Below are 26133 nucleotides of genomic sequence, written 5' to 3'. Positions count from 1 at the left end.
AACCATCCTTTCTACGTAACCTGCCGGATAGGCAGCCAAGAATAGGTCAGGAAGAAAGCAACCTATTATGCTGGAAAAGCAGTAAAACATTCACTTAATCGCTCTATTTTTACAGAGCTTTTTTGTGCCTTTTTTAAAGTGATTGAGCTTGATTTTTTATCCACTCCCTAATTAGGCAACAAGCTGTTGCCTAATTAAAAAATAGATTGTTTGGTTATCTCTATATGCACTAATACCAGTACTTGTTACTTGAATTATCAAGAGATTATTCATTATTTAATGTAAAAATCGCGATAGCTAACCTGTAATTAGAACTCACCAAGCTTATTAGAATCGATTAACTTTCACATAATTTAAGTCGAAAAAGTAGAATATTAATTACTAAAATGAGCCTTTAGTTAGCCCCTTTGTAACGTTGATTTAAATATTATTTTTCGTGCAACCAATTCAAATGATTTGAATGGAAAAGTTCAACACCGGTTTTTCTTATAGATTCTATCCATTGATGAGCATCGTAATCGCTAACAGAAGCATTTTTCATAGCACACTCTTTTATTACTCGATGCTCATTTTCAAGTGTTGTTGGCATTAATCCAGCGTCATCTGTGTTGATACAAACACGAACAGCGCCTTTTCTAATACCAAATCGATTAGCTCTCCCCCCAAAAAGAAGATCTTCTCTATTTAGTGGAAACCAGCGAAATATAGGATGCTCATTATAATGTTCAAGCCTACCAATGTAGAGGTTTGAGGTAGGACAAGCTTCTAAAATCCATTGTGATTGACTAAAGCGTTCGAGCATTAAGTCTTGTATGCCATGTATGAGATCAAGTTCAGCATTAGATAATGTATCCTCGATAACACCGAATTTAGGGTTCATATTACAGGCTGTCGAGTTTTTTGAATAACTAATAGACACCACTTTATCATGATCTTTATCATGCCGTTTACGGTTCAGATACTTTTGCCATAGATGATAAGGTGATTGATTACTCCCTGATGAATCTTTCGATTGAAAACGACGAATACAATCAGCATCAGGAACCCAAAGCAACCATTCACTCCCTAATGCTTCAGCTTGTTGTTCTGAAGCTTCAGGGCAGTTTCTTCGTAACTGCCAAGCTTGATAAAGGGCTCTTGGTGAAATCTCTTGTTCATGTAATTCACAACAAAAATGACGAATTTTCTCACCAACAATCATAAGCGCAGATTGAAATTGAGGATGACTTGCTACTAATTCAAGTCCCATATGGTAACACCAGACAAGGTTATCCAAGTGCTCTTGCAAGGGTAAGTAAATATGTTGTTGTCTAGCAATCCATGTTTGAACATCTATCCCTAATGCCAACCCATGACCTATGCGGTCACCTGGTTTGTAATCACAGAAACTAACAGCTTCATCAATCGCTCTTAAACCACTGAGGATATGACTAAAGTCCTCTCCTGCATGCAATGTTATAAAAGGCTGCCTCAACCGCTTTTCTAATGGAAATTTGTATTTGTGGATAGCACTTCTAAGTACTCGCAATGCAGGTGAAAACACTTCGATAGGTATTTCATTTTCATTACCTGCAACATCAAAACCTCTTAGCATTGCTCTTAAATCTACTTGTTTATATTCCAAAGAGTTTCTATTGACTATAGGAAAGTCACTAAAAGTCAATGAGCTAATAAAAGACTGAAGGTTACGGACAGTTGCTTTACTATTTCTTCTAGTAAGAGAATAGCGGCGGTTTTTTTCTCCTTTATTAAAACCGCGTGTAAAATGAAAAACGAAATGCATTTTAGATTCAACATTATGTTCTAGATAGAAGCGTGCTAATTCGTAAAAGAATTTATAATCAGAATCACCAACTCTGAACTCACGTAAATAATGCTCAGTAAGATCATATAGTTGGGATTGCTTTCGATAATTTATACCTGCAATTGGTTTTCTGTAGCCAAACTTAAAATACTGAACAAAGTCACCAAGCCCAACACCTGATACTACCATGTAGTTGCGTAATACCGACGAAGTCATAATGAATGCAGTTAGATACTTCTTTTTATGTATATTGGATGTTTGACGTAGAAGTAGCATAATAGCAGTCGTAATCAATACCCAGCTAGCAGGGCCACTTTCATTTACAGCTGATGCAAGTAAACAATGAACATGCCCACTAAGTGGAATAGAGTTTAGTTCAGTCGCATGACGTGTAATCTGGTGAGTACTCAAAGAATCCCAATCATAAGTTACAGATTTATGATCAATACCTTCAGTATTAATACCATTTATAATAAAACCAAACAAACGATGAAGTAATACGGGTAAATCAGTGATTTCTCTCATTTGACTATTAAAAAAAGTGTGTTCTTGTCTAAAAGGCCATTTAGAACGATCATTACTTGGACGTTTATTTAAATGAAGAGCAAAAGCTGCCATAGAGAGGCTATAATGCCCATGTCCACCTAAATGTACGTGGTTATCAGCAACTGGTTCTCCGTCAAAGCGTTTTGGAAGAGCATTCGGACATTGTTCACGAACAATTTCAATAACTTGATTTATAGATAGTGTTTCGTTATCAACTAACTCAGCATAACCAGATCCAATTATCCAAGCGGGATCAATCTGTGACAACAAACTGAGCCAGAGTTCAAGCTGTTGATTTTCAACTTCGAATCTATCACCTCGCCAACTAATAAATGATTTACGAAATGTTGTTATGATAGAAGATAGATCAAGTGGTTTGGATATATCTATCCATTGACCAAGAGCAAGATCTATATCTTCTTGACGAAGTCTACCCGGTAGGTAACTCTGGTAGTCTTTTAATGCCATTCGATACAAATTCTTTTGAGTACTTTCTTTGATCGCAGATTGTATTGGTGAACCAATGACATTATCCAATAAACGGTCAGAACTTAGTAATACAGCAGGAGTTAGCCAATGTAATTGTATGCTCTGCATTATTTACCTACTTTCTCTTTCAGAGTTATGTAGATTTCCCAGTGGGTCCCTTGGTATTTGTCTGGCGTAGGGTTGGAACCCAACTCTTGCTCCGCTTTTTCCCACAAAGTCTTTAGATGATCTGGTTTATATACACCATTATTGATCGCTTTTTTAAAGTCAGATGCTGTTCGGTATGTTTTTTTTGCCCCTATTTGCTCTTTGAAAGTCATAATAGGAGATTTTGAATTGGACGATGCTCTCACACTCCCCTTACTTCTGAATTTCCCACTAGAAGAACTTTCTTGTGCCTGTGAAACTCTTATCCCACCATTCTGATTAGTAATTACCGCTGATTCAAGAGTAGTGCAATTATCAATATCAATACCAAGTTCAGTAAATATTGGGTGTCTAGATACCGCATCTATGAATTGAGCTGACTTAAGTTCAAGACTACCTTCAGATTCCTGAATAGAGCTTTTTATCGCTTCATGAATCCAGTCTACATTTTTCTGGTAAGTTTTTGATTGGTTAGAGAATTCTGATAATTCACGAAGGATATTTTGTGAAGTTTCAAGAGCTAAATTAGCAGGAACAACGTTATTTGGTTTTAGGAGGAAACCAAAAGCGTTGATTAAAATATAGCGAAAACGCAAAATTGCATCTAATAATGTATCCTCAGCATTATTACCTTTATGGTAACCCTCGCGAAGTAAATTCAATTGAGAGAATGCTTTGTTAAAAACAGCCGCTAAAATTGCAAGTAACTTAGTTTCATTATCGACAAATAATGCAATGTCAGTTTTATGATTATTGACCCACTGAACGAGTTTTTCAACAAAGTTATTATTATCATTGATATTCAATTCAATCTCTAAAATATCACTATTTTTTGCTATGGGAGCTTCATCAACATATTTAGTCGGATTCAAAGCGTGTATTGAATAAAATGGCGTCGAATCAATGATTTCTTGAAACTTGTTTTTCCACTCTTCACATGAAGTTACGGAGCTCACTGACATCAGTAATGTTGTTGCCAAAATTTCAAAAGCTTTACTGAAGTATACCTTTCTTTGTTGACTACCTTGGGTTCCATAGTAAGCGGAGTGTGTATATAGTTCTAGAGTATTGCGTTCAATCTCAACAGCAGAATTTCCGATAGTAATAGATATATTATCACTAAACATTTCCAAAGGCGGCATGCTCCTAATCACCTTATGATTTAGAGCGTTCTTCAATAGATTAACGTTAGTGCCTGTCCCTTTTCCTTTATCAAAGGGCTCAGCCAATTTTATTTGCTCCTCGCAAAAATCGTAGCTAGCCCACGGTAAACGTTTTGATGCTTGATCCCTAACGTTGAAAATGAGTAATTGGCTTAATTTAAAGGGAGTAAAGCTATCCAGTTGCTGTATCGCTGAACAGGCTAACACATGACTAGCTCCATGTTGTTGACTTTCAGACCAACCTCGTAAGCACTCCCAATTATGTTTTAACGATAAGTCATCGTTCAACGCTGATGGAGTAATAAGTCTTATCAACTGACCAACTTCACGAGCAGATTGTGGTAATGGATAATCAGCACATCTTTCCTCACCATTAACTAAACCGAAAAAATACTGTTTGATTTTTTTTTGATAATCAAAATAGCTTAGCTTGTTAGCCTCTGTTTTCAATTTAGAATCTTTTATCTGGAGATATGACAAAAGATCAGATATAGGTTTTAAAGCAATGCGATAATGATTAGGTAGTATTTTTGTTAAATAAGCATCTGCTAACTCGTTACTTTTTCTATCGCAATACAATTCGTCATAACCTGTAAGGCTTTTTCTTAATTCTAGTTTTACGAGGTGTTGGTATAACTCAAGCTCTCCACTAACTAATGGGATAATATCTGGACAGGATAGTCGTCGTCGTATTTCCTCTAAAACGGAATATGCCTTATCTAAAGCCATATCCACATCATCGATTGATAATACAATTGCATCACAACCTAAAATTATTTTTGCAGTTGCTATATAATCATGAAATAGCTGGTCAATTTTGATTCCAGAGCTGTACTGAATAATTTTATCTAATCCAGAATGTTCACTTTTTTCACCTGAGTGTTGAACCGCCTCAGCTAAACTACGTAATCTTTTATAAAAACTCTCAGTCTGATTCTGTAATTCCGTACCAGACAATGAAGATTTTCCTGAATTAATAAAATCAAACACCTGATTGTAAATATGTGCGACAAGCACATTAGTAAAACTATCATGATCTTGCAGTAACGTAGGGTCAATAATTGGAGCGAAGTAAAGAGAAGGAAGATTTTGTTTTTTCTTGCGATGTTCCCCCCAAAGAGCTTGTGCATTTTTCAGGAATACAGATTTACCAGTCCCTCTCCCACCACTTATTAAGATCGCATTATGTACATGTTGGCCATATACTGGACCGCACGATGATTTTTTGTAGCTCTTGGCTTCTAAACCAAAATACTCTAGGTGCTTTAACAAGAGTGTCGCTGATTGTTGCTGCCATAGTTCTTGAGAGGAAAACAGTTCATCATATTCAGGTTTACTTAAATCTAATTCGATTGATTTCATTGCGATGCCATGGTGATTGGTTGGATTGCGACAGATATTATATTTTTATTGTGCTTAAGGTCTATGATGTAATTCAAGATTATGTAAATCAGTCGTTGAAATATCGAGTATAAAAATACATTACAATAAAAACAGATAATTAAGTAGGTAAATAGATTAAAATAAAGGTGATCCTGTTGATATTGATATCTAAATTTAGTAGTTATCAAATATACATAACTGCCGTATTAGAACCAGAAGTAGCACGTTCATGTCTAAATATTAATTAAATTTGTTAACAATAAGTGAAATTTAATTACATACTAAAATTACAGTCATATTTTAAGGTAAAACATTTTGCAGACTATCACTGCAAAGCTATGTAATCTTATGCTGCAAACTCAAAATTAAGCTCTTGATTTTTAGATGAGGGCTATGCAGACTTATGTTGCAAGCATCACTATTTAAAACGCCGCTTTTATTAGCGGCGTTTTACTATCTGAAGCTTTTAAAGTCCAACCTCTCGTTTTATCTCTCATCCTTGATTAATCCTATAAATCTACACTTTACTGTAAGCCATTCTAAATCTAGTATATGTGCTCTTATCTAAGATACCTATTCATGAAGCAAGAAGGTTTTACTCTATTGAACTGTTCATTGTCATTGTTATTCTCGGTATTTTATCGGTAACAGCAGCCAGTAAGTCTCTTAACCTGCAACGTGATGCTCGTATTTCAGCGCTTCAAGGTCTAAAAAGGAGAGATGCAGGTGCAGCAAATCAACTTCATCCTAAAACCATTCTTGCTGGTATAGATACTCAAGTGAGCAGTGCTATCACCATTGAAGGTGATAACATTCACATTGTTTATGGTTACCCAAAAGCCGATGCCGCTAACGCGTGGAATCACTTAATGACTCAAACCTTCATTGAGTCGCAATTTAACGATACAACGCCATCTGACGGGTATTTTCATAATGATACTGGTAAACCTTTTATTACATTTATGCATAAAAGCAAAAAATACAGTCAAGACAATTGCCACATCAAATATAACGTAGTAATAAACGTGAATAGGCCACCTATCTTTGAATTTATCAGTACAAGCTGTTAATCGCATGCCCGCACAATAAATAGACAATATTGATACAAAAATAAATGTAATTACTCATATTAAAATAAGGTTTATTGAGACCTGCCCTGTAATTTATAAATGGTTCCTAGCACATATTTATTTCTATTCTAATCTTAATTTACATCAATTAAAAAGTTGATTGGTGTTTTGAATTACCTTTAAGGATATGAAATGGAACATTCAAAGTTAAAAAGAAAACATAATTATAAATTTACCCTCTCTACCTTAACTCTTTCTTGTTTAATGGCATTTAATGCTCAAGCGGCTGTAGATTGCACACCTCTTGATACATGGGATTCGAGTAAAGTTTACAACGGTGGAGAAGAAGTTAAAAAAGGCACTAACGCTTACAAAGCTAAATATTGGACTCAAAATAATGACCCAGCGACAGCTGGCGAATGGGGTGCATGGCAAGATTTAGGCGCTTGTTCTGGTGAAGCAGTAAACGTTGCACCAATCGTTGATTTAACCTCCCCTAGTTCTACTGACAATATCGTAACTGGTGATGTCGTTACGTTAACCGCTTCCGCATCTGACAGTGATGGTTCAGTATCTCGCGTTGATTTTTCTGTTGATGGCTCTGTAATTGCTTCATCAACTAACTCCCCTTATAGTGCTGCTTGGACTGCTCTTGAAGGATCTCATACCTTCAGTGCTCAATCTTATGATGATAAAGGTGCAGTCAGCACGACAAGCTCTGTTGTGGTAGCAGTAACAGGGACTCCAACTGACAATATTGCACCAACAGCAAGTTTAAGCTTATCTGCATCAAGTGTAGAACTTGGTGCAACAGTAACACTAACGGCTAACGCAACAGATTCTGACGGCACAATCGATAAAGTTGATTTCTATATCAACAACGCTCTTGTTGGTACTGCCGCTACTGCACCTTACACACTACAATATAAAACAACTGCCGCAGGTTCACTGTCTGTTTATGCAAAAGCAACTGATAACTTAGGGGCTTCTACTAATTCAGCCTCATCTACGTTAACTGTAACTAGCTCTCTTCCTATTGCGGATAATTGCCGCCCTGATGGTTTATACCAAACAGAAGGTATTACCGTTCCTTACTGTACTACTTATGACAAAGAAGGTCGTGAGTTAATGGGAGCTGACCACCCTCGTCGTGTTATTGGTTACTTCACAAGCTGGCGAGATGGTGGCGATGAACAAAACAGCTACCTAGTTAAAGATATCCCTTGGGAGCAATTAACTCACATCAATTATGCATTTGTGAGTATTGGTTCTGATGGCAAGGTTAATGTTGGTGATGTTACCGATCCAAATAATGCGGCAACAGGTAAAGAGTGGGCAGGAGTTGAAATTGACCCTACACTTGGCTTTAAAGGCCACTTTGGTGCATTAGCAACGGCGAAAGAAAAACACGGCGTTAAAACACTTATCTCTATTGGTGGTTGGGCTGAAACTGGTGGTCATTTTGGTGCTGACGGTAATCGTGTTGCTGATGGTGGCTTCTATAGCATGACAACCAATGCTGATGGCAGCATCAACCACGCAGGTATTGAGAAATTTGCAGCCTCTGCTGTTGAAATGATGCTTAAATACAAATTTGATGGCTTAGATATTGATTACGAATACCCTACTTCTATGGCTGGTGCTGGCAATCCAGACGATAAAGCATTCATGGAACCTCGTCGTCAATATTTATGGGCATCGTACCAAATATTAATGAAAACACTTCGTGAAAAACTGGATGCTGTTTCAGCCCAAGATGGACAACATTATATGCTGACCATTGCTGCACCATCTTCAGGTTATTTATTGCGTGGTATGGAAACCTTTGATGTTACTCAATACTTAGATTACGTAAATATCATGTCTTATGACTTACACGGTGCTTGGAATGACCATGTTGGCCATAATGCGGCATTGTATGATACAGGTAAAGATTCAGAATTAGCTCAGTGGAACGTTTATGATACTGAAGCTTATGGTGGTATTGGTTACTTAAATACTGACTGGGCTTATCACTACTTCCGCGGTTCAATGCCTGCAGGTCGTATCAATATTGGTGTTCCTTATTATACTCGTGGTTGGCAAGGCGTGACTGGCGGTGAGAATGGTTTATGGGGTCGAGCTCCATTACCAGATCAAGCTCAATGTGATGCGGGTACTGGTGAGGGTGAGAAAAACAATTGTGGTTACGGTGCGTTAGGTATCGATAACATGTGGCACGATAAGAACTCATACGGTCAAGAAATGGGCGCAGGTTCTAACCCTATGTGGCATGCTAAAAACCTTCAAGAAGGCATCTTTGGTTCTTACGCCAATATCTATGGTTTAGATCCTGCGAACGATCCAGCAGACCAACTAGTAGGTACTTACACTCGTCATTACGATAATGTCGCTGTAGCCCCATGGTTATGGAATGCAGAGAAAAAAGTATTCCTATCTACCGAAGATAAAGACTCTATTAACGTAAAAGCTGACTATGTTATTGACCAAGAAATCGGTGGTATCATGTTCTGGGAACTCGCGGGCGATTACAGCTGTTATGTTCTAGATGCTAATGGTAACCGAACGTCTGTTGATGCAACAGAAGCGGCTTGTCAAACGGGTAATGGTGAGTACCACATGGGTAACACCATGACAAAAGCAATTTATGAGAAATTTAAATCTGCAACGCCATATGGTAATACGGTAGCTACTGGAGCAATTCCATCCGAAACCGTTGATATTGCGGTAAGTGTCGGTGGATTTAAAGTAGGCGATAAAAACTACCCAATCAATCCAAAAATCAACTTTACCAACAATACTGGACAAGATATTCCTGGAGGAACTGAGTTCCAATTCGATATTCCAGTCTCGGCACCTGATAATGCAAAAGATCAATCAGGTGGTGGTTTACAGGTAATTGCTTCTGGTCATACTCGTGCAGATAACATCGGTGGCTTCGATGGCACCATGCACCGTGTTGCCTTTACGCTACCCGCTTGGAAAGCTCTGCCTGCGGGCGGCGTGTATGAATTAGATATGGTTTATTACCTACCTATTTCCGGTCCTGCAAACTATACAGTGACAATCAATAATGTTGATTATGCCTTTAAGTTTGAGCAACCAGATCTACCATTGGCTGACCTCTCTACTGGTGGAAATCCAGGTGATGGTGATAGTGGAGGAACACCTGATGCGGGCTGTGATGCAACAGGCTTAGTGACTTATCCAGATCTTCCACAAAAAGATTGGGCAGGTAATCCAAGCCATGCAAACACGGGTGACAAAGTGATCAACAACAATGTGATCTACCAAGCGAATTGGTGGACAGCGGCTGCTCCTGGCAGTGATGGAAGCTGGACAAAGGTGTGTAACCTTTAATTCCGTTAAGCGTTAAGTAATAGAAACTAAAAGAGCAGCCATAATACGCTGCTCTTTTTTAGTTATACCAATGAATTCACCGAGTATTTAATACAAAGGTCATGAATAGAAAGTGGTTTATCAAAATAATAGCCTTGAACCAAATCGCATTTATATTCAATTAACTTATTCAACTGTTCTTTTGTTTCAACGCCTTCAGCAACCACTTTCATATGGCACGATGCGCCGATTGCAATGATCGCTTTGACTAAGGTTTCACTTTGTTGATTGATAAACAAACTATTAATAAAACTGCGGTCAATTTTTATCTCAGTGATCGGTAATATATTTAAGTAACTTAAAGATGAATAACCCGTGCCAAAATCATCTAATGAGATCCCAAACCCAAGCTGTTGTAATTGTGTAAGTATTGGGGATACTTCCTCTAAATCACTGATGAGAATATTCTCTGTTATCTCTAAAGTAACTCTGGAGATATCAATGCCGGTGGTATCGACAATCGCTGTTACTCTTTGAATAAAATCAGGCTGAATAAGTTGTTTAGGTGACAGATTCACAGAGACCATCACAGCACCGAGTCCATTAGCCATCAGTGTTAAAATGTCTTCACAGGCTCGTTGTAATACAAAATCACCTATCGCATCAATGCCACCAATCTCTTCAGCAACCGCTATAAAATCGACAGGAGAGACAAAGCCTAACGTTTTATTATGCCAACGAGATAATGCTTCTACCCCATATAGTTCACCCGTCTCAATATCAATTTGAGGCTGATACATAACCGATATTTCATTATTACTGAGTGCCGTGCGAAGCTCTTCTTCTAGACTAAACTCATAATTTACTTGTGCATCAATCGTATGATCAAAAAACAAAGCCGAACCCTTTCGCTTAGCTTTTGACTTATATAGCACAATATCAGCTTTAGAAATCAAATCGAGTGAGGTATCTGCGTCACTTGGGTACATGGCGACACCGATACTGCAACTGGTGTTAATCGATTTCCCATTAATAGCAAAGCTTTCTTTAAATACAGATTGTATTGTCTTTACTTTTTGCTCCGCTTCTTCTTTTGAGTTAAGCGATGGAATACAAAAAACAAATTCATCGCCACCAAATCGCGAGACTATTTCATCGTTATAAAGTAATTCATCAAATTTATGACTAATCGACTTTAATAAAAGATCCCCAACTTCGTGGCCAAAACGGTCATTTATTTTTTTAAAGTCATCCAAATCAACAAACATTACCGCTAAATATTGCTTTGCTTCTTTGGCTTGTTGGATAGCTTGCTCTATTTTTGATTCTAATAAAACACGATTAGGCAACTGCGTTAATTCATCATGCAGCGCCATGTATTGCATCTTATTTTTTGTTTTTTCTAATAGGGTAAAATCACTTTTAATTCGTCGTTTAAACTGATTAAAACGCATTCCTATGTATTTACTCACGCCCAAAGATAGCATGGTAAGAACAAGAGCTAAGCTTAAGGTAAGTAACAGTATTTTTGTTAACTCCATCTTATTCTGCTTTAGTAACAGCGCCTCTTTTTTTTCTAAAAGTAGTTTGTTTTCATCGGTATAAACTCCAGCACCAAGAACCCAACCCCATTCATGATATTCTTTAATAAAGCTGAGTTTTTCTGCTTGTTCTGATGTCCCCGGTTTAAATGCACTGATATATTGCATAAAACCACCACCACGATTAGCTAAGGCAAGTATACGTTGAGTAAGTGGCCCTTGATTAGGTGATTCCTTCGTGTATTTATTAGGCGCAATTTTCAATTTATTGTAATGGGCTAATGTATTGCCATATTGATCAAGTAAAAAGATATAACCATGATCACCAAAGCGGACTTCTGAAATCCAAGCTAACAGTTTTTGTTTAATATCTTCTTCAATATTAACGATGTATTCACCGGTACCAATATAGAAATCTAATGGTTTAAACCATTTTGCATAACCAATTTTTTCAAATTCGACGTTTTTTACATCGGGTTTTGGATACCACCAACGACTAAATCCTTCGCCTTTATCTTTCATCATTTTTATATAATTTTTAACTGGGTAGGCTCCGCGAACGTCTTTAGTTTGCAACAAGTTCTCCCCTTCTAAATGGGGAAAAATAGGATGCATTAAATTAATTCCATCCATACCATAAATAAAGAAGTAGCCGCGACCATCATTAAAGCGAGATTGCCTTAATGCATCAGAAATTAAAGCAATAATTTCACTTTTAGGTTTGTTTTTATTTTTTTGGTAGATAAAGCTTAACGTAGAATAGGCATCATCAACCCGCAATTTAATGGAACGCTTTAAGGTTTCTTCCGTTAAATTTTGTTGATAACTGATCTGTTGAAGAATGGTATCAACTTGATGTTCAATCTGATCTTTTTCTTTCTCTATCGACTCACTGTGTAGAGAAGTAATTAACGTTTCAACCTTTGTTTTATTTTCATGAATAACCACCGCATTCAAGATAAAAGTAAAAATACCGATCAAGACTACTGGCATAAGGGAGATCAAGGTTAATAATTTTTTATCAGATCTACGTGGCATACTCTCATTCACAACTATAAAACAAACATCTAATAGTAAATAAATTTACACTCAAATAACATCTTTATTACTGTTAATAATATAAATAGCCATGATAGCCGTGAGCTCTGCAAAAAATACATCGCCTATTCACTGAAACAAAAAAGAAAAAGTACTGAAAGAACGCATTATTTAAGATGAGAAATTGCTTTGATTATGAGAAGTAAAGCATAAAACAATAATTTCCTTTGGAATCCTCTCCCCTTCCGTACTAAATTATTACTCTTATTTATCACCATTTATTCATGCATTCTTCTGAGGTATTAAATGAAACGATTTACGATACTTACACTATCTTCAATTTTACTATTCACAGCAGGATGCTCTCAGCAAACAGAACAAACTCCAACACTCTCTTCTGATAATACCAATCCACTGTGCAATGTTGACAATGGAATGGCAGGAGGTTGGGTAACCTCTTCTGTCACGCCTGACGTTAAAGCCGCATTAGATCACGTACTAAGTATGATGAATACGTCAGCAAAACTGAAACAAATCCTAGATGTAAAAACTCAAATGGTTAACGGCATTAATTACGCAATTGATTTTGAATTAGATGATGGTCAAATCTGGAATACTAAAGTGTTCAGAAGCTTAAAAGGTAAATTTAAAATGACTCAACCAGCCCAACATGGCAGCTTCAGTCAAGACTGTCAGTAATACCATTATATTTACGAGGATTTTTTATGTTTAAGAAAACAATCATTGCTTTTGGCCTACTTCTTTCTCTTGCTGCTTGCAGCTCAACGGAACCTAAAGAACCAGCAAAGGTTGACATGGCAAACCCTGCTGCAGAATTTTGTGCAGAGCGTGGTACCTACGACCTAGACTCAGGTAACTGCACATTAAATAATGGTGATGTTATTAATGCGTGGGAATACTACCGAAGCCAAAAACATACCATGACAAAGCCTGTCGGAAAACCGAATCCAGCAGCGGCCTATTGTATTGAGCAAGAAGGTGCTTACAACTTAGATAGTAGTGACTGTACATTAAAGACAGGTGAAGTAGTTAATGCATGGGATTTCTACCGTAGCAGTCAAAAATAACATTCGTATAGAATCTGCATTACATTATCTATAACTGTTATCAATATATTAAGGCTGTTTTTCGGCCTTTTTTGTTACCTTTTACTTTACTGATAGTTAATCTCATTTAGAATGCATCTATTGCTTATATTAATGGATGAATCATGTCATATTTACTTTCTATCACCCTACTTTGGGCGTTCTCTTTTAGCTTAATCGGCGTGTACTTAGCAGGCCAAGTTGATGCTTGGTTCTCTGTTTTGATGCGTATTGGGTTAGCAACAGTCGTTTTTCTTCCTTTTTTACGCCCTAAACAAGTGCCACTGCCTATCGCGATTAAACTAATGGCGATTGGAGCAATTCAGCTCGGCTTGATGTATGTGTTTTATTACCAATCTTTTCTCTATCTCACCGTTCCAGAAGTTTTATTATTTACGGTGATGACGCCTATTTATATCACGCTATTAAATGATGCTTTTGAAGGTAAATTTCATCCTCACTTTATGATCAGCGCAGTTATTGCCACCCTTGGTGCCGTAGCCATTCGCTACAATGGTATCGATTCAGGATTTCTATTAGGCTTTGCAACCGTTCAGGCGGCCAATCTTTGTTTTGCTACTGGCCAAGTTTGCTATAAGAGGCTAATGAAAGATCAACAAATTGAGCAAAAGACCGTATTTGGATTCTTCTTTATTGGTGCCTTGATCGTCGCTTGTGTTTGTTACGCCCTGTTTGGTAATAGCGAAAAACTCCCGACAACAACAACTCAATGGGGTGTGTTGGTTTATTTAGGCACTATAGCTTCTGGGATTGGTTATTTCATGTGGAATAAAGGGGCAACGTTGGTCAATGTCGGTGTATTAGCGGTAATGAATAATCTATTGATCCCTGCGGGCATTCTTGTAAATCTATTAATTTGGAATCGTGATGCGGATATCTTACGTTTAAGTCTGGGCGGCGGATTGATTCTTATTGCTTTAATCGTCAACCAACAATTAGAAAAAAAACGTAACCAATAACCAACTTTGGTTCGATGTAAAATGGGCATTACTTCTTAATCATAGATGATGCCCTATGTTTGCCTTATTTTCCTGATATAAATTGCTATAAACTGTCTTATTCCCCTCTCTTTCTTCTATAATTTCAAGCCAATATTCATTGATTCACTTTCTTTAAATTACCGTCGTTATTGATGAGTAAATTTTATCCTTACAAGAAAAATTGCTCGTTTTACTTGCTTTCTTTTTAGCCTCATAGTCGCGGAAAATCTACTTCCTATTCATAACTCTGAGGCACTGCGGTGAACACAACTACATCAACTCAATCACAAGCTGGTCTACTGACCCCTGTGGTTGCTCTTTCTTTATTTGCTATAGCATCAGGATACCTAATGAGTCTTATCCCATTGATGTTAAGTCAGTACGGAATGGAGGCAAAATATGCCAGTTGGTTAGCCAGTGCTTTCTATGCCGGTTTACTTGTTGGGGCAGGACTTATCGAACCTTTTGTGGCTCGTCTTGGCCATAAAAATGCTTTTGTTCTCTTTTTAGGCTTATTAGCGGTAACGATCATCATTCTACCTGCAGCTCCTGTGGAATGGGTATGGATGACGGTTCGTTTTATTGCTGGTATTGCTGTAGCTGGCGTATTTGTTGTCGTTGAATCTTGGTTATTAATTGGCGATGCTGAAAGTCGTCCAAAACGCCTTGGTTTATATATGGGTGCACTTTATGGTGGTTCATCTCTAGGACAGCTAGGAATTGGCTTTATCGGTATTGACGGATTACTTCCTTATTACATGATCATTGGCTTAATCATGATGGCAATTGCTTGCTTACTATTTGGTAAAGGCGCTCAACCACAAGTTAAACACCACAATGTATTAAACCTAAAACAAATTTTAAAATTAAACAAAGCGTCTATCATGGGATGTGTTGTTTCTGGTTTATTGCTTGGCGCAGTGTATGGGTTAATGCCTTTAGAGCTAAAGCACAGAAACATTAATATCACTCAAATTGGCAGCTTAATGGCACTGGTTGTTCTTGGTGGCATGGCCGTTCAACCTCTTGTGTCTTACTTATCTAAGCATTTAGGCAAAACCTTGTTAATGGCGTTATTTTGTGTGCTAGGTGTATTTGCAATTGGTTTAACCACATTAAGTGATAGCACTGCGGTCTTAGCGACTGCATTGGTATTATTAGGTATGGCTGCGTTTGCGTTATATCCAATTGCCATTTCTTTAGGCTGCGATACGCTAGATGAGTCTTACATTGTATCTGCAACACAAGTTATGTTATTTAGTTACAGTATTGGCTCTGTATGTGGCCCAGTACTCGCAAATACCTTAATGAATACTGCTGAAGGCTTAATGAGCTACTTATTTGCTATTTTGCTAGCAACAGCAATTTATATGTTACTAGCAAGTTTGCGTCAACATCGACCAATGGTTGCTGGAGAGTAATTAGTTCTATCTTGTATTAACATTAGGTTCTTAGGGTTCATAGCGATACAATACACCCTAAGAATTCTTTATGAGTAATTACAATGGAAGATGCACAATACGTTGTTGAATGGGGCGAAACAATCACCCTTAATTTTGAAGGTGCCCTAATTGTTTCGGCTTATCATACTTGTCCAGAAGAAGGCGATGAAATTGATCTTGAGTTTGGTGAAGGTTGGTTCCAAGGTCCTGATGACGAAGAATACCGTATCGAATTACAAATGGCGCCCTTCCATCCTTATGATGAAGATCCTGTCCGCCTAGCAAACATCACGATTAATGGTGAGATTGTGAAAATTCTAGAAATTGCTGAAACCATCGATGGTGAGTTTTTTATTGAACCAAGCGACAGCGATTACTAAGTTAGTATCTATTTATATAAAGCGCATTCAACATAATGCGCTTTTTTATTACTATAAAAACCTATTCCCACCATTAATATTCATTTAATGACAATGAGCCTATTATTCGAATGAATCCACACATGATGTTAATTATTTAATCGCTTTTCCATCGATAAATGAGGAATATCCGCTTCAATAAACTCTTCACCGTAGGGTTGAAAACCTAATTTAGTATAGAAGTCGATAGCGTGCTTTTGAGAGCCTAAATACACTCGATCATAGCCCTTTTCTATTGCTTCATCTATTAATGACAGTACAATTTTAGAGCCTAAGCCTTTTGCACGAAACTCTTTAATAATTGCAATGCGACCAATATGACCATCGTCTAAAATTCGTCCAGTACCCACCGCTTTACCATCAAATAAAACAAGTGCATGCACTGCCACCTCATCTAACCCATCAAACTCAATCTCCGGGTCTATTTGTTGCTCTTTAATAAAGACCGTATCACGAACTTCACGAATGGCATTTTTATTATCACCTAGATATTCAACATTTTTAACTTCAAACATGGAATTACTCGCTATCATTATCTTCTGATAAATTAGACATCAGTTTGTTCAGCCTTGCTAAGTCAATCGCACTTGAACGTACCGTCAGTTTAATATGGCTGTATTCATATTCTTCTTTAACGACACTCATGCTTGAACGAATTTCACCAATGATACCTTTTGCGGTATAAGGAACAATGATGTCTTCCTCAATCATTTCATGTTGAGAAACGTCAACGATATACTTATGCAGTTCCGCAATATCAAGAGGATTTCGAGTTGATGTCATCATCGCATCGGGAAATTCTTCCATTAACTCTTCTTGTTGCTCAACCGTCAATTGATCTGACTTATTAAGCACAAGTAGCTTCTTAACGTCTTCTACGCCTACTTCTTTTAATACTTCATGCACAACATCAAGTTGTGTGCGGAAAGACGCATCAGACGCATCTACAACATACAACAATAATGAAGCATCATGTGCTTCCGCTAGTGTTGAGTGGAATGATGCAACCAAATCGTGAGGTAGTTTTTTAATAAACCCAACAGTATCTGATACTAAAATACGAGGCTGAGTAACTGGATATAGTGCACGTACAGTAGTATCAAGGGTGGCAAAAAGTTTGTCTTCTACTAGTACTTCACTTCCTGTAAGCGCTCGCATCATGGATGATTTGCCGGCATTGGTATATCCAACTAAAGCAACACAGAAAAGCTCTGAACGCTGTTTACGGCGGCCCTTCAGCTCACTTTGAACACTTTCTAACTCTCGACGTAATTCAGCTAATTGATCTCGCACTTTACGGCGATCTAATTCTAGATCTGTTTCACCTGCGCCTTTACCCATTTGGCGTTCGTTATCACCAATGGTAGATTCTCTTAATCGTGGAGCTACATAATTAAGGCGAGCCATTTCAACTTGTAATCGAGCGGTTCGAGTACGAGCGTGGCGACTGAATATTTCAATGATGATACCGGTGCGGTCAAAGACTTTTACACCTAATTGGTTTTCTACATTACGTAACTGTGACGGGCTTAAATCGCAGTCAAAAACCACCACATCAGCACAACCAAAAGGTAAATTTTCCGACGGGACATCACCAAAGTCTGTTTCATCAAAGAAGTCTTCAGTGTCTGCGTCATCATTTTCGCCTTGATTACCCGTAATGTGCGCGATTTCAGCCAGTTTACCTGCACCCAATACATTCACTCGTTGGGTTGAGCTTTGTTTTTGTGATTGTGTACCAACAACTTTAAATCCTAAAGTTGTCACTAATCGTCCAAGCTCTGCAAGGGATTCTTTTGCTTCATCACCTTTGAATTGCGGTGTGCAAATAGAAATAAGTAACGCGTGGTTAAGTGATGGTTTCTCTGTTAATTTCATGGTTTTTATCTTAGTGAGCCGAAACCCAAACCTAATTATTATCTAAAGTTACCTTGATCCTACGCTGTTCTGGATAAGCTTTATAGCGAAATAAAAAACTAAATACATATATTACTTTAATTAGTGATAAATCATCGGTATATCACTGCAATGAAAACAGTCTTATCGATCATTTAACACTACCAAGGTAATTGTTCTCCGTTATAAGCCAAAAATGAACCACTCTTTTGCGGTGTACTTGATTCTATCAAACCGATCAGATCATGTGCGACCCTCTCTGGAGTAAATAATTTCCCTTTAGGGACATTCCTATGGAAAGGTTCAGATAATGCGGTATCTGTCGTTCCAGGATGAAGGGCTAATACCACCCCTTCTCTTATCATTCTCTGCCATTCAATTGACATGGTTTTGATGAACATATTTAAAGCGGCCTTTGATACTCTGTAACTGTACCATCCACCCAATTGATTATCTGAAATACTACCAACCTTAGCTGAAATAACCGCAAACTTAGGTTTATCTGCCCGTTTCAATTTTGGTGTAAAGTACTTTGCTAATAATAAGGTAGGCAGCGTATTAATGGTCATCATCTGTTGAAAAAACGCCTCATCTATTGCACTAAGATTTTTCTCTGGCCCTTTATCTGGAGTATGTAGCATGCCAACACAATTAATAACCCAATCAATATCATCGAATCGCTCACTCAATGATTTCACGTCTTCATTACTGCTCGCATCAATTTTGTGCCAAACCACTCGTGCATGGTGCCACTGTGGCTTAGTTTGTCGGTAAGTTGCATGGACCTGAGCATCAGAAAATCTGGTAAGACTCTCTTGCAGCATCGCGAACCCAATTCCTCCATTTCCCCCAACAATCAAGATTTTCATCACATCCCCTCACATGAGTTACGCCAAATTCACAATACTATTTTAAGCAACTGTTTTTATTGCAACTCGAGGATCCCGTTAACCAGTATGAAACGCGATAACGATTTTTGGCAAAACGAAGATAACACCAATCCGCAACTGGCTTGATAGCAGGCCAACGTAATGGAGCATAGAGCCAACCTTTCCCTACTAAACTCCACGCTTTATACGTTACATCTAATCCAAGAAAGAGCTCACCATTTGCATTTAACCCATGCAAAACGGTGTTTGCAGCGTTAGCGTCAATTTGCGGATAAGCAGAAAACTCTTCGCTATAGATATCAATTGTTTTAATCTTTTGTTTATTATCTTGCGCAATAAGTGCATTCATCTCTTTGACACACAACGGGCAAGTACCATCATAAAAAATCGTTAACTGATACATACCATTCTCTATTTTTTGAATATTACGAAATTCTACGTTATTCGCTGCTTTTTAGATCAAAATAAAAGATTAATGTTTGAAAAGTATTTATTGCGAGGAAGTATAAACAAAGGTTTCTAGGGGCTTAAAACGAAAAAACCCCAGCATTTCTGCTAGGGTTTCAAATGTGGTGGTGAGTGAGAGATTCGAACTCTCGGTACGTTGCCATACACACACTTTCCAGGCGTGCTCCTTCAGCCACTCGGACAACTCACCAAATTGTTGTTCTTTTCGAGACAACGAGCGCTAATTTAATGATTTAGCAGGGAATGGTCAAGGCCTTTCTTTCTTTCGCCTTCCTGTTTGCTCTATTTTCACTCTTCTTGGTCGGAATATAAGCATTAAAGCCTACATATTAGGCTTTAACCACCGTCACTAGCCTCTTGTTTCTTGTTTCTACTCTTTTTCTGAAGATAACGATATGCAGAAACTGTCGATATACCAATCAAACCAATTAAACTTAGGATTTACATTATCTAATCTAAAAATTTAAAGATGAAAAGCCAACAAAAAGTTGCTGGCTTTAAAAGTTAGATACCGAACTCATTAATGTGCTTTTCGGGTATATCCAGGAACTTTAAACGCTTTACGACAAGCATCAAGGAAATAGCCATAGAAAACACCCATCACGCACGAAACAACGGCATTACTTGAAACGGCAGTAATAATTTGATCTGTACTAGCCCCTACCGTAAATAAAATTGCAGCATAAGCTGGAGACTGAAATAAGACGTATGCAGTTAAGTCTGAAAGATTTTTCATGAAAGAGGCTGACGATACTCGAGAGCCTTGACGCAACATAAAATCCCGAAACACACCATAAGGCCATGCGATAGCAATATTCACTGGTATAGATAAGGTTCGAGAAGCTAATGATTGCTCAAATGTCATCCCAGAAACTAACATTTCAATAAACATGCCCGTAATAAAACAAAAAATCACCATTGCAAATGTATCAGCCGCAGCATTGCGAATACTAAATGGCCCTTTTCTAGACATTTCAGTCCATCTCCAAAAAATTTAAGGTTAATAACACTAGTTAAGTTGCAAATTACAGTCATACGAACTACAGCAATCCAACGGAGCAGTAATTATCACTATTAAACCACAACTTAATTAGAATTAGATCTCGAAGTTAACACGATGTAGTAAATTTACAGCTAATTTTTAATTTAAAATCAGTTTAATCAGCTACTTGTTAGAATTCGTAATTAACTTTCACAAAAAAATAACTTAATTGATGACTAAAAATTAAGGCAATATTTCTGTTCAGACAATGTTAAAAGTTCTTGATACAATAGTGGAAACTTTGAATGAAATGAGAACATTATGTCTTTATCACTTACGGCAATTCTTTCAAACCCTGAATTAGAAAACAAACTACTTACTGAAGCGCAAACGCAAGGATTTGTTGCTGCGATGGCAGCAGCTCCAAACCTTATTAACCCAAATGAATGGTTAGCTTTTTTATGGGGTGGAGAAGAAGTATCTCCTTTCACCACCGCTGAAGAATTAGAAGCATATGCTAATGCTGTTGTTAATTTATGGAATGACTACCGCGAAGGTTTCCTTGCTGGTAAATGGCAATGGCCTGAAGCTTGTCAACTTGATGACGAAGAAATTATAACTACGCATACTCGCCAGTTTTCTGAAGGTTTATTACAAGGTTGGCAATTAACTCGTGATGATTGGGAAACATTAATGCCTGAAGAGAGTGAAAATAACGCTCTACTTGGTGGTGTATTATTATCAATAAGTATGCTTTTTGATCCAGAAACAGCACTAAATACACTAAAAGAACAAGGCATTGAAGGCTTGGATGAATTTGTAGAAATCTACAATGCCGTTCCTATGATGCTTTGTGGTTTAACTATGCGTGGTTATGAGCTTGCAGAAGCCGAAGCAAACAGAGAAGCGTAATATATAAACCTAGAGATCGAAATAAGAGTAATAATGAAAATGGCGTCCTATGCGGTCGCCATTTTTGTTACATGCACTTTCATATTAACTGACTAAATCTTTCGTCATTGGCGCTAAATGGTAATTATTATTTCCATTTTCAACGTATTATTCTCTCAATCAAATGACTTCTACCCTGGTTCGGATGCCACTTACGTTGGATACTAAAATGACAATCAATGATTTTAAACACTCTGATTTCTATCACATATTAAAAGTTGCTAAAGAGTTAAGTCTTTCTATCTCACAGTTCGTAATAAGATCATGCTTAAATATTTTTAAAGGGATTGTTTGGGCAAGTAAGAAAACGTATAGCTATGTGATGAGTTAATAATATAAATACTGTATGCATCACGTTACCTTATAAAAATAACGCGGTGCATCTTATAAGATAAGAATTGAATTAACGGTGATTATCTGATTGATTTAATCGACTGCTCACTAGGCTTGCAACCATTATCGCAAGATAAAAACTTCCAGTAAGTGACTCAAGAAAAACAAAAAACTTAGGTATAGGTAGTACAGGAGAAATATCACCATACCCCACCGTTGTTAGTGTTATAAAACTAAAATAAATAACTTCAAAGAGGTTATCAATCCAAGCTTTATCTTCAATCCCATAGAATGACTGCGGAAAAAGCTCTATTTGAATAAGATAAATAATTGCCCACGACACCCCAAGTAAAAGATAAACACAAACCGAACCTACAATCTGATTTCGGCTAACATAATCAGTTAACATAACTTGTTTTAATGCTGCGTAAGTATGAGAGAGTAGAAAAAATAACAGCGCTATTAACGTCACTAATGACAAATCATAACCTTCAAAAAATGAAAAGGCTCCTGAAATACCAGCAAGAGTTAATAGAAACCCATACCAGCTACGATAAAAGGTTTGTTTATGATTTACACCGACAATTGAAAGTGCTAAGCAGACAATGATCAGAGCCAAAATCATCTTTTGCCCCTCTTCAAATAATTGTTGCATCATTGCGCTAGTAAATAACAAGCCTAATAAAGCAAAAAATAAGAAGTAAAAATTGTCATCTCTTGACACTTTCTTCATCTTTAATCCTCTTTTGCTTCACTGTCTAACCAAACCGTAAATAGCTGATACGTTAAACTCAGAACAACTGCGCCAACAAATAAACCTACAATACCTGACATTGCCATTCCTCCTAATGCTCCTAATAAAATAACCAACATTGGAATATCAGAACCACGGCTTAATAACATTGGTTTTAATACTGCATCACTACCACTGACAATAATGCACCAAATAAGAAAAATAACCGCCGTTGTCGTTGTATCTACACTGAACACGTAAAAAATTACCGGAAGTAAAGCTAAGATAGGAGGAAGTTGAATTATAGCCACAAGCATAACAAGCAGCATCCATAAACCAAGCGCAGGAACGCCAACAAAAGCCATTCCTATACCTGCCATAATTGATTGTATGACAGCAACACCAATTACGCCTTGCACAACCCCTCTAACTGTCGTTTTCGACAGTGTGGTTAATGCTTCGCCATGTTCACCCGTTAATCTGTCCGCGATTAAAATAAATGCACGTTCACATTTATCTGCATTTGCCATGAAAGCACCTGCGATAATAGTTGAGATTATAAATTGAATGAATCCACCACCAAGTGACCCGACAAGTGAAGCTAGCTTGCTTACAATCGCTTTAACTTCCTCTCCATACTTCAAAAATACACTTTCTAAATTAGATGATGCTTGAATACCAAATGCATACGCTTTTTCACCAATAACGGGCCAATCAGCCATGCTTGCATCTGGCTTAGGAATAGAAATGGTTCCATCTTGATAACCCGTAATTAACTCCGACCCACTAGTATACAACCCTGTAGAAATAGCAATCAGTGGAATAAGTAAAAGCACAACGCCAATAAACGCCAACCCTCCACTCATTTTACCTTTACTAAATCCAAATTTCTTATTCCCCCACACTACGACTGGATATAAAGCCGTGGCGATAATCCCACCCCATACAACAAGCAAAATAAAAGGTCGTAATATGGAAAAACACCAATAAACTAAAACCGCAATCGCTGCAATTTTAATAAATGCATCGATAGCCTGTTTCGAAAAGTCAGTTTCAAATTTCATAAACATTCCTTGTTATTTACATGCACACTTAAGTCTGCATATTTAAAAATTTCCAATGACGAGTTTCTAAGAAAAAAGAAACAACTATCATATAAATTCCAATTAAAAATAATTGAAATATGCGTATCAACATATTGTTATCAATATCACCTGAGCTCATTAAAGTACTGCCTAACAAGACAAGTACCGTGCTAAATGCCGTTGTATATATTGGTGCCTTATCTGGTTTAGTGTAAATTTGCGTTGCAATAATGATAGCCACAAATGAAATAAACAAAGTGTAAAACACAATATTTGGTGCAAGAGTTAAGACAGAAAAAACGCCTATTGCCAACAAGCCGCCAATGCTATTACTAATAATTAAAAATGCACTTAACTTAACGGACTTTTCACCCGTGATCATTAGTGATAATAAAGCAATAAACATCATAGTTAATAATGCTTCAGATATTTGAAAAATAAAGAAAAAACAAACAACAGGAAAAGAAATAATCATCGCTCTAAAAGCCGCATGCCATCGTTGTTGTTTTGATAATGGAGAAGGTTGATAACCTGAGAACGTTGATTCTGGCTCAGGGAAGTAAATATGAACAAAAGCAAAAATCAGTACTGCAACAACCCCTGAACTACTTAATCCTGTCGCTAAAAAGACAGAGACTCCAGGATTTGATATCGCCATAAAAGGCAACATTAATACAGCAATAATCAATATTGTTGCAAACAAATTCCACTTAGGGTCAGTAAATAAATAATAGCCCCATAACATCATTAACCCGATAATAATTAACATTGGGATTGGGTATTGAGTAATACCGTTTGCTAAAAACAATCCGAGCGCGATAGTCATTACCATTGCGACCATTAGTTCATAAATAGTTTCTTTGTTTAATTCTGGTTTATCTACTAAAAATTTAGCGACAAATACAGGCGCAACAAAAGCAAGTGGCCAATCAATCCAAGCGGCCAAAAATACAGCTAAGCCAACACCAACGGTATATCGAATTATCTTCGTTTGAATTCGAGTATTCTCGATAAGGCTATCGAACATAAGACATCAAGCTCACGAAACGGATCCACAACTTACCAATCGTATTGAAAACAATATTATCACCACTATAAACAATCACATCAGCTTGCCCGCCAATACGTAATAATCCTGTGGTTTGTGAATGTTCAAATTCAATAGCTATCGGTAGCATTTGAGTTTGGCGAAGCCAGCCAGTTTGATTATTGGCTTGTGCTAATTTCCCAGCTTGATTGTTTTGTCCCCAATCAACGCCCCAATCAACGCTAGAAACCGTTCCTTTAATCACCTTTCCTGGCGCAAAATCAAGTGCAATATCAACTTCATCGCCCACTTTAATATTGCCTAAACTGTTCTCACGAAAATAAGCTTCAATCCATATACTTTCCGTTGATACAAAGGTCATGATTGGTTGTCCAGCAGAGGCATAGAAACCTTCAGAAAGACTAAAATTAGAGACCCCTCCTGCAGTAGGTGCTTTTACTTCTGTTCGCTCTAAATTAATTTGAGCTTGTTCTAAAGCTAACAATGCCGCTTTAATTTGACTGTTGTCTTCACCATCTGCACCCAGTTGGCTTTTCGATTTTTCAAGATCGGCTCGAGCGTTAGTCACATTAGCTCGTGCTGTTGCTATCTTTGCACGAGCCTGATCGGCATCTGATTGAGAAACGACACCTCGTTCAGCCATTTCAAGAATCCGTGCAGATTGCAACTTCTCATTTTCTAATTCAACGTTTGCACTTGTTAATCTTGCTTGTGAAGACGCAATCGCTGCAGTTTGAGCCCCTACATTTTGCCCTGCAATTTCTAAACTTTGTTCTGCTTGTTTTACCGCAATTTGATAATCAACTGGATTTAATTTAGCAAGCACATCCCCTTGCTTAACTAACTGATTAGGCTGAACTAAAATATCAAGAACCTGTCCAGATACTTGGGGTTTAATTGGGACAACATAACCTTTTACTCTGGCATTATCTGTTAATGGAATCACTCGATCTGAAATAATGCTAAACAATAATAAAACAGAGACCGTAATTAATAAGTAATTCGTAATTTTTCGAACTTTATTTACTTTTTTAGGCGCTTCAACTGCTTGTTCTACTTCATTTTCTTTTTTATTCACGTCTATTTTTTCCGTCATAATTTAACCTACTACTAATTGATTCCATTCATATATATGTATAGTTGTTTTTTGAGATAAATCGAGTAATGCTTGTCAAAATTCACTTATTATTTAATAGTTTATTTATATAAAACTTTATAACGACGGGAATACCCTTACGCATTAAATTTGGGGGTTGTGT

The 26133-nt window shown here is 37.3% G+C and carries 20 protein-coding genes and 1 tRNA gene; 8 read left to right on the top strand and 13 right to left on the bottom strand.

Features of this window, described 5'->3' with window-relative positions; genetic code table 11:
- Nucleotides 1-427: 427 nt before the first annotated feature.
- Both rdrB and A6E06_RS03150 read right to left on the bottom strand, forming a co-directional pair.
- Nucleotides 428-2947 (bottom strand): antiviral RADAR system adenosine deaminase RdrB, encoded by a 2520-nt coding sequence (gene rdrB / locus A6E06_RS03155; RefSeq protein ID WP_065591591.1) that lies wholly within the window; start codon nt 2945-2947, stop codon nt 428-430.
- The gene (locus tag A6E06_RS03150; RefSeq protein ID WP_065591590.1) at nt 2947-5511 is read right to left on the bottom strand and encodes a hypothetical protein; all 2565 of its coding nucleotides are present in this window, start codon (nt 5509-5511) and stop codon (nt 2947-2949) included. The genes rdrB and A6E06_RS03150 overlap by 1 nt, the downstream gene beginning before the upstream one ends.
- Before the next feature lie 575 nt (nt 5512-6086).
- On the opposite strand from A6E06_RS03150, the gene A6E06_RS20190 reads away from it, so the two are divergent.
- Together A6E06_RS20190 and A6E06_RS03140 are read left to right on the top strand one after the other, a co-directional pair.
- Nucleotides 6087-6602, top strand: coding sequence for a type II secretion system protein (locus A6E06_RS20190; RefSeq protein ID WP_304362653.1), 516 nt, complete (start codon nt 6087-6089; stop codon nt 6600-6602).
- A 192-nt stretch (nt 6603-6794) separates the two neighbouring features.
- On the top strand, nt 6795-9962 hold the full coding sequence (locus A6E06_RS03140) for a glycosyl hydrolase family 18 protein (RefSeq protein ID WP_065591589.1): 3168 nt from the start codon (nt 6795-6797) through the stop codon (nt 9960-9962).
- Nucleotides 9963-10024: 62 nt separating this feature from the next.
- Here the strand turns inward: A6E06_RS03140 and A6E06_RS03135 are convergent, their stop codons facing one another.
- On the bottom strand, nt 10025-12520 hold the full coding sequence (locus tag A6E06_RS03135) for a cache domain-containing protein (protein WP_141676873.1): 2496 nt from the start codon (nt 12518-12520) through the stop codon (nt 10025-10027).
- A 306-nt stretch (nt 12521-12826) separates the two neighbouring features.
- On the opposite strand from A6E06_RS03135, the gene A6E06_RS03130 reads away from it, so the two are divergent.
- The 5 genes from A6E06_RS03130 (at nt 12827) to A6E06_RS03110 (ending at nt 16449) form a co-directional block, all read left to right on the top strand.
- Nucleotides 12827-13219, top strand: coding sequence for a cystatin domain-containing protein (locus A6E06_RS03130; protein ID WP_065591588.1), 393 nt, complete (start codon nt 12827-12829; stop codon nt 13217-13219).
- Between the two features lie 26 nt (nt 13220-13245).
- The gene (locus tag A6E06_RS03125) at nt 13246-13608 is read left to right on the top strand and encodes a DUF333 domain-containing protein (protein ID WP_065591587.1); all 363 of its coding nucleotides are present in this window, start codon (nt 13246-13248) and stop codon (nt 13606-13608) included.
- 143 nt (nt 13609-13751) lie between these two features.
- Nucleotides 13752-14606, top strand: coding sequence for a carboxylate/amino acid/amine transporter (locus A6E06_RS03120; RefSeq protein ID WP_065591586.1), 855 nt, complete (start codon nt 13752-13754; stop codon nt 14604-14606).
- A 281-nt stretch (nt 14607-14887) separates the two neighbouring features.
- A complete protein-coding gene (locus A6E06_RS03115; protein ID WP_065591585.1) occupies nt 14888-16048 on the top strand; it encodes an MFS transporter in 1161 nt (386 codons plus the stop codon).
- Between the two features lie 83 nt (nt 16049-16131).
- A complete protein-coding gene (locus A6E06_RS03110) occupies nt 16132-16449 on the top strand; it encodes a hypothetical protein (protein ID WP_065591584.1) in 318 nt (105 codons plus the stop codon).
- Nucleotides 16450-16577: 128 nt separating this feature from the next.
- On the opposite strand, the gene A6E06_RS03105 is transcribed toward A6E06_RS03110, so the two are convergent.
- The 6 genes from A6E06_RS03105 to A6E06_RS03080 form a co-directional block, all read right to left on the bottom strand.
- On the bottom strand, nt 16578-17003 hold the full coding sequence (locus tag A6E06_RS03105; protein WP_065591583.1) for a GNAT family N-acetyltransferase: 426 nt from the start codon (nt 17001-17003) through the stop codon (nt 16578-16580).
- Nucleotides 17004-17007: 4 nt separating this feature from the next.
- Nucleotides 17008-18366, bottom strand: coding sequence for a GTPase HflX (gene hflX, locus A6E06_RS03100; RefSeq protein WP_065591582.1), 1359 nt, complete (start codon nt 18364-18366; stop codon nt 17008-17010).
- Nucleotides 18367-18545: 179 nt separating this feature from the next.
- Complete coding sequence (locus A6E06_RS03095) at nt 18546-19253, bottom strand: SDR family oxidoreductase (protein WP_065591581.1); 708 nt, start codon at nt 19251-19253, stop codon at nt 18546-18548.
- A gap of 37 nt (nt 19254-19290) precedes the next feature.
- The gene (locus tag A6E06_RS03090) at nt 19291-19677 is read right to left on the bottom strand and encodes a thiol-disulfide oxidoreductase DCC family protein (protein ID WP_065591580.1); all 387 of its coding nucleotides are present in this window, start codon (nt 19675-19677) and stop codon (nt 19291-19293) included.
- 167 nt (nt 19678-19844) lie between these two features.
- A tRNA-Ser gene (locus A6E06_RS03085) sits at nt 19845-19932 on the bottom strand.
- A gap of 330 nt (nt 19933-20262) precedes the next feature.
- On the bottom strand, nt 20263-20715 hold the full coding sequence (locus A6E06_RS03080; RefSeq protein WP_065591579.1) for an L-alanine exporter AlaE: 453 nt from the start codon (nt 20713-20715) through the stop codon (nt 20263-20265).
- A gap of 330 nt (nt 20716-21045) precedes the next feature.
- On the opposite strand from A6E06_RS03080, the gene A6E06_RS03075 reads away from it, so the two are divergent.
- Complete coding sequence (locus tag A6E06_RS03075; RefSeq protein ID WP_065591578.1) at nt 21046-21636, top strand: UPF0149 family protein; 591 nt, start codon at nt 21046-21048, stop codon at nt 21634-21636.
- Between the two features lie 442 nt (nt 21637-22078).
- Here A6E06_RS03075 and A6E06_RS03070 read toward each other — a convergent pair whose 3' ends face one another.
- The 4 genes from A6E06_RS03070 to A6E06_RS03055 are packed head-to-tail and all read right to left on the bottom strand — an operon-like array spanning nt 22079 to nt 25970.
- Nucleotides 22079-22741, bottom strand: a complete 663-nt coding sequence (locus A6E06_RS03070) for a potassium channel family protein (protein WP_065591577.1) — start codon at nt 22739-22741, stop codon at nt 22079-22081.
- A 2-nt stretch (nt 22742-22743) separates the two neighbouring features.
- Nucleotides 22744-23805, bottom strand: a complete 1062-nt coding sequence (locus A6E06_RS03065) for an AI-2E family transporter (RefSeq protein WP_065591576.1) — start codon at nt 23803-23805, stop codon at nt 22744-22746.
- A 28-nt stretch (nt 23806-23833) separates the two neighbouring features.
- The gene (locus A6E06_RS03060; protein ID WP_065591575.1) at nt 23834-24853 is read right to left on the bottom strand and encodes a DUF2955 domain-containing protein; all 1020 of its coding nucleotides are present in this window, start codon (nt 24851-24853) and stop codon (nt 23834-23836) included.
- The gene (locus A6E06_RS03055) at nt 24843-25970 is read right to left on the bottom strand and encodes an HlyD family secretion protein (protein WP_065591574.1); all 1128 of its coding nucleotides are present in this window, start codon (nt 25968-25970) and stop codon (nt 24843-24845) included. Before A6E06_RS03055 ends, A6E06_RS03060 begins: the two co-directional genes overlap by 11 nt.
- Between the last annotated feature and the right edge of the window lie 163 nt (nt 25971-26133).

This window comes from Aliivibrio sp. 1S175, from assembly GCF_001690985.1.
In the GTDB taxonomy this organism is placed as follows: domain Bacteria; phylum Pseudomonadota; class Gammaproteobacteria; order Enterobacterales; family Vibrionaceae; genus Aliivibrio.
This window is presented reverse-complemented; position numbering and strand designations above follow the sequence as displayed.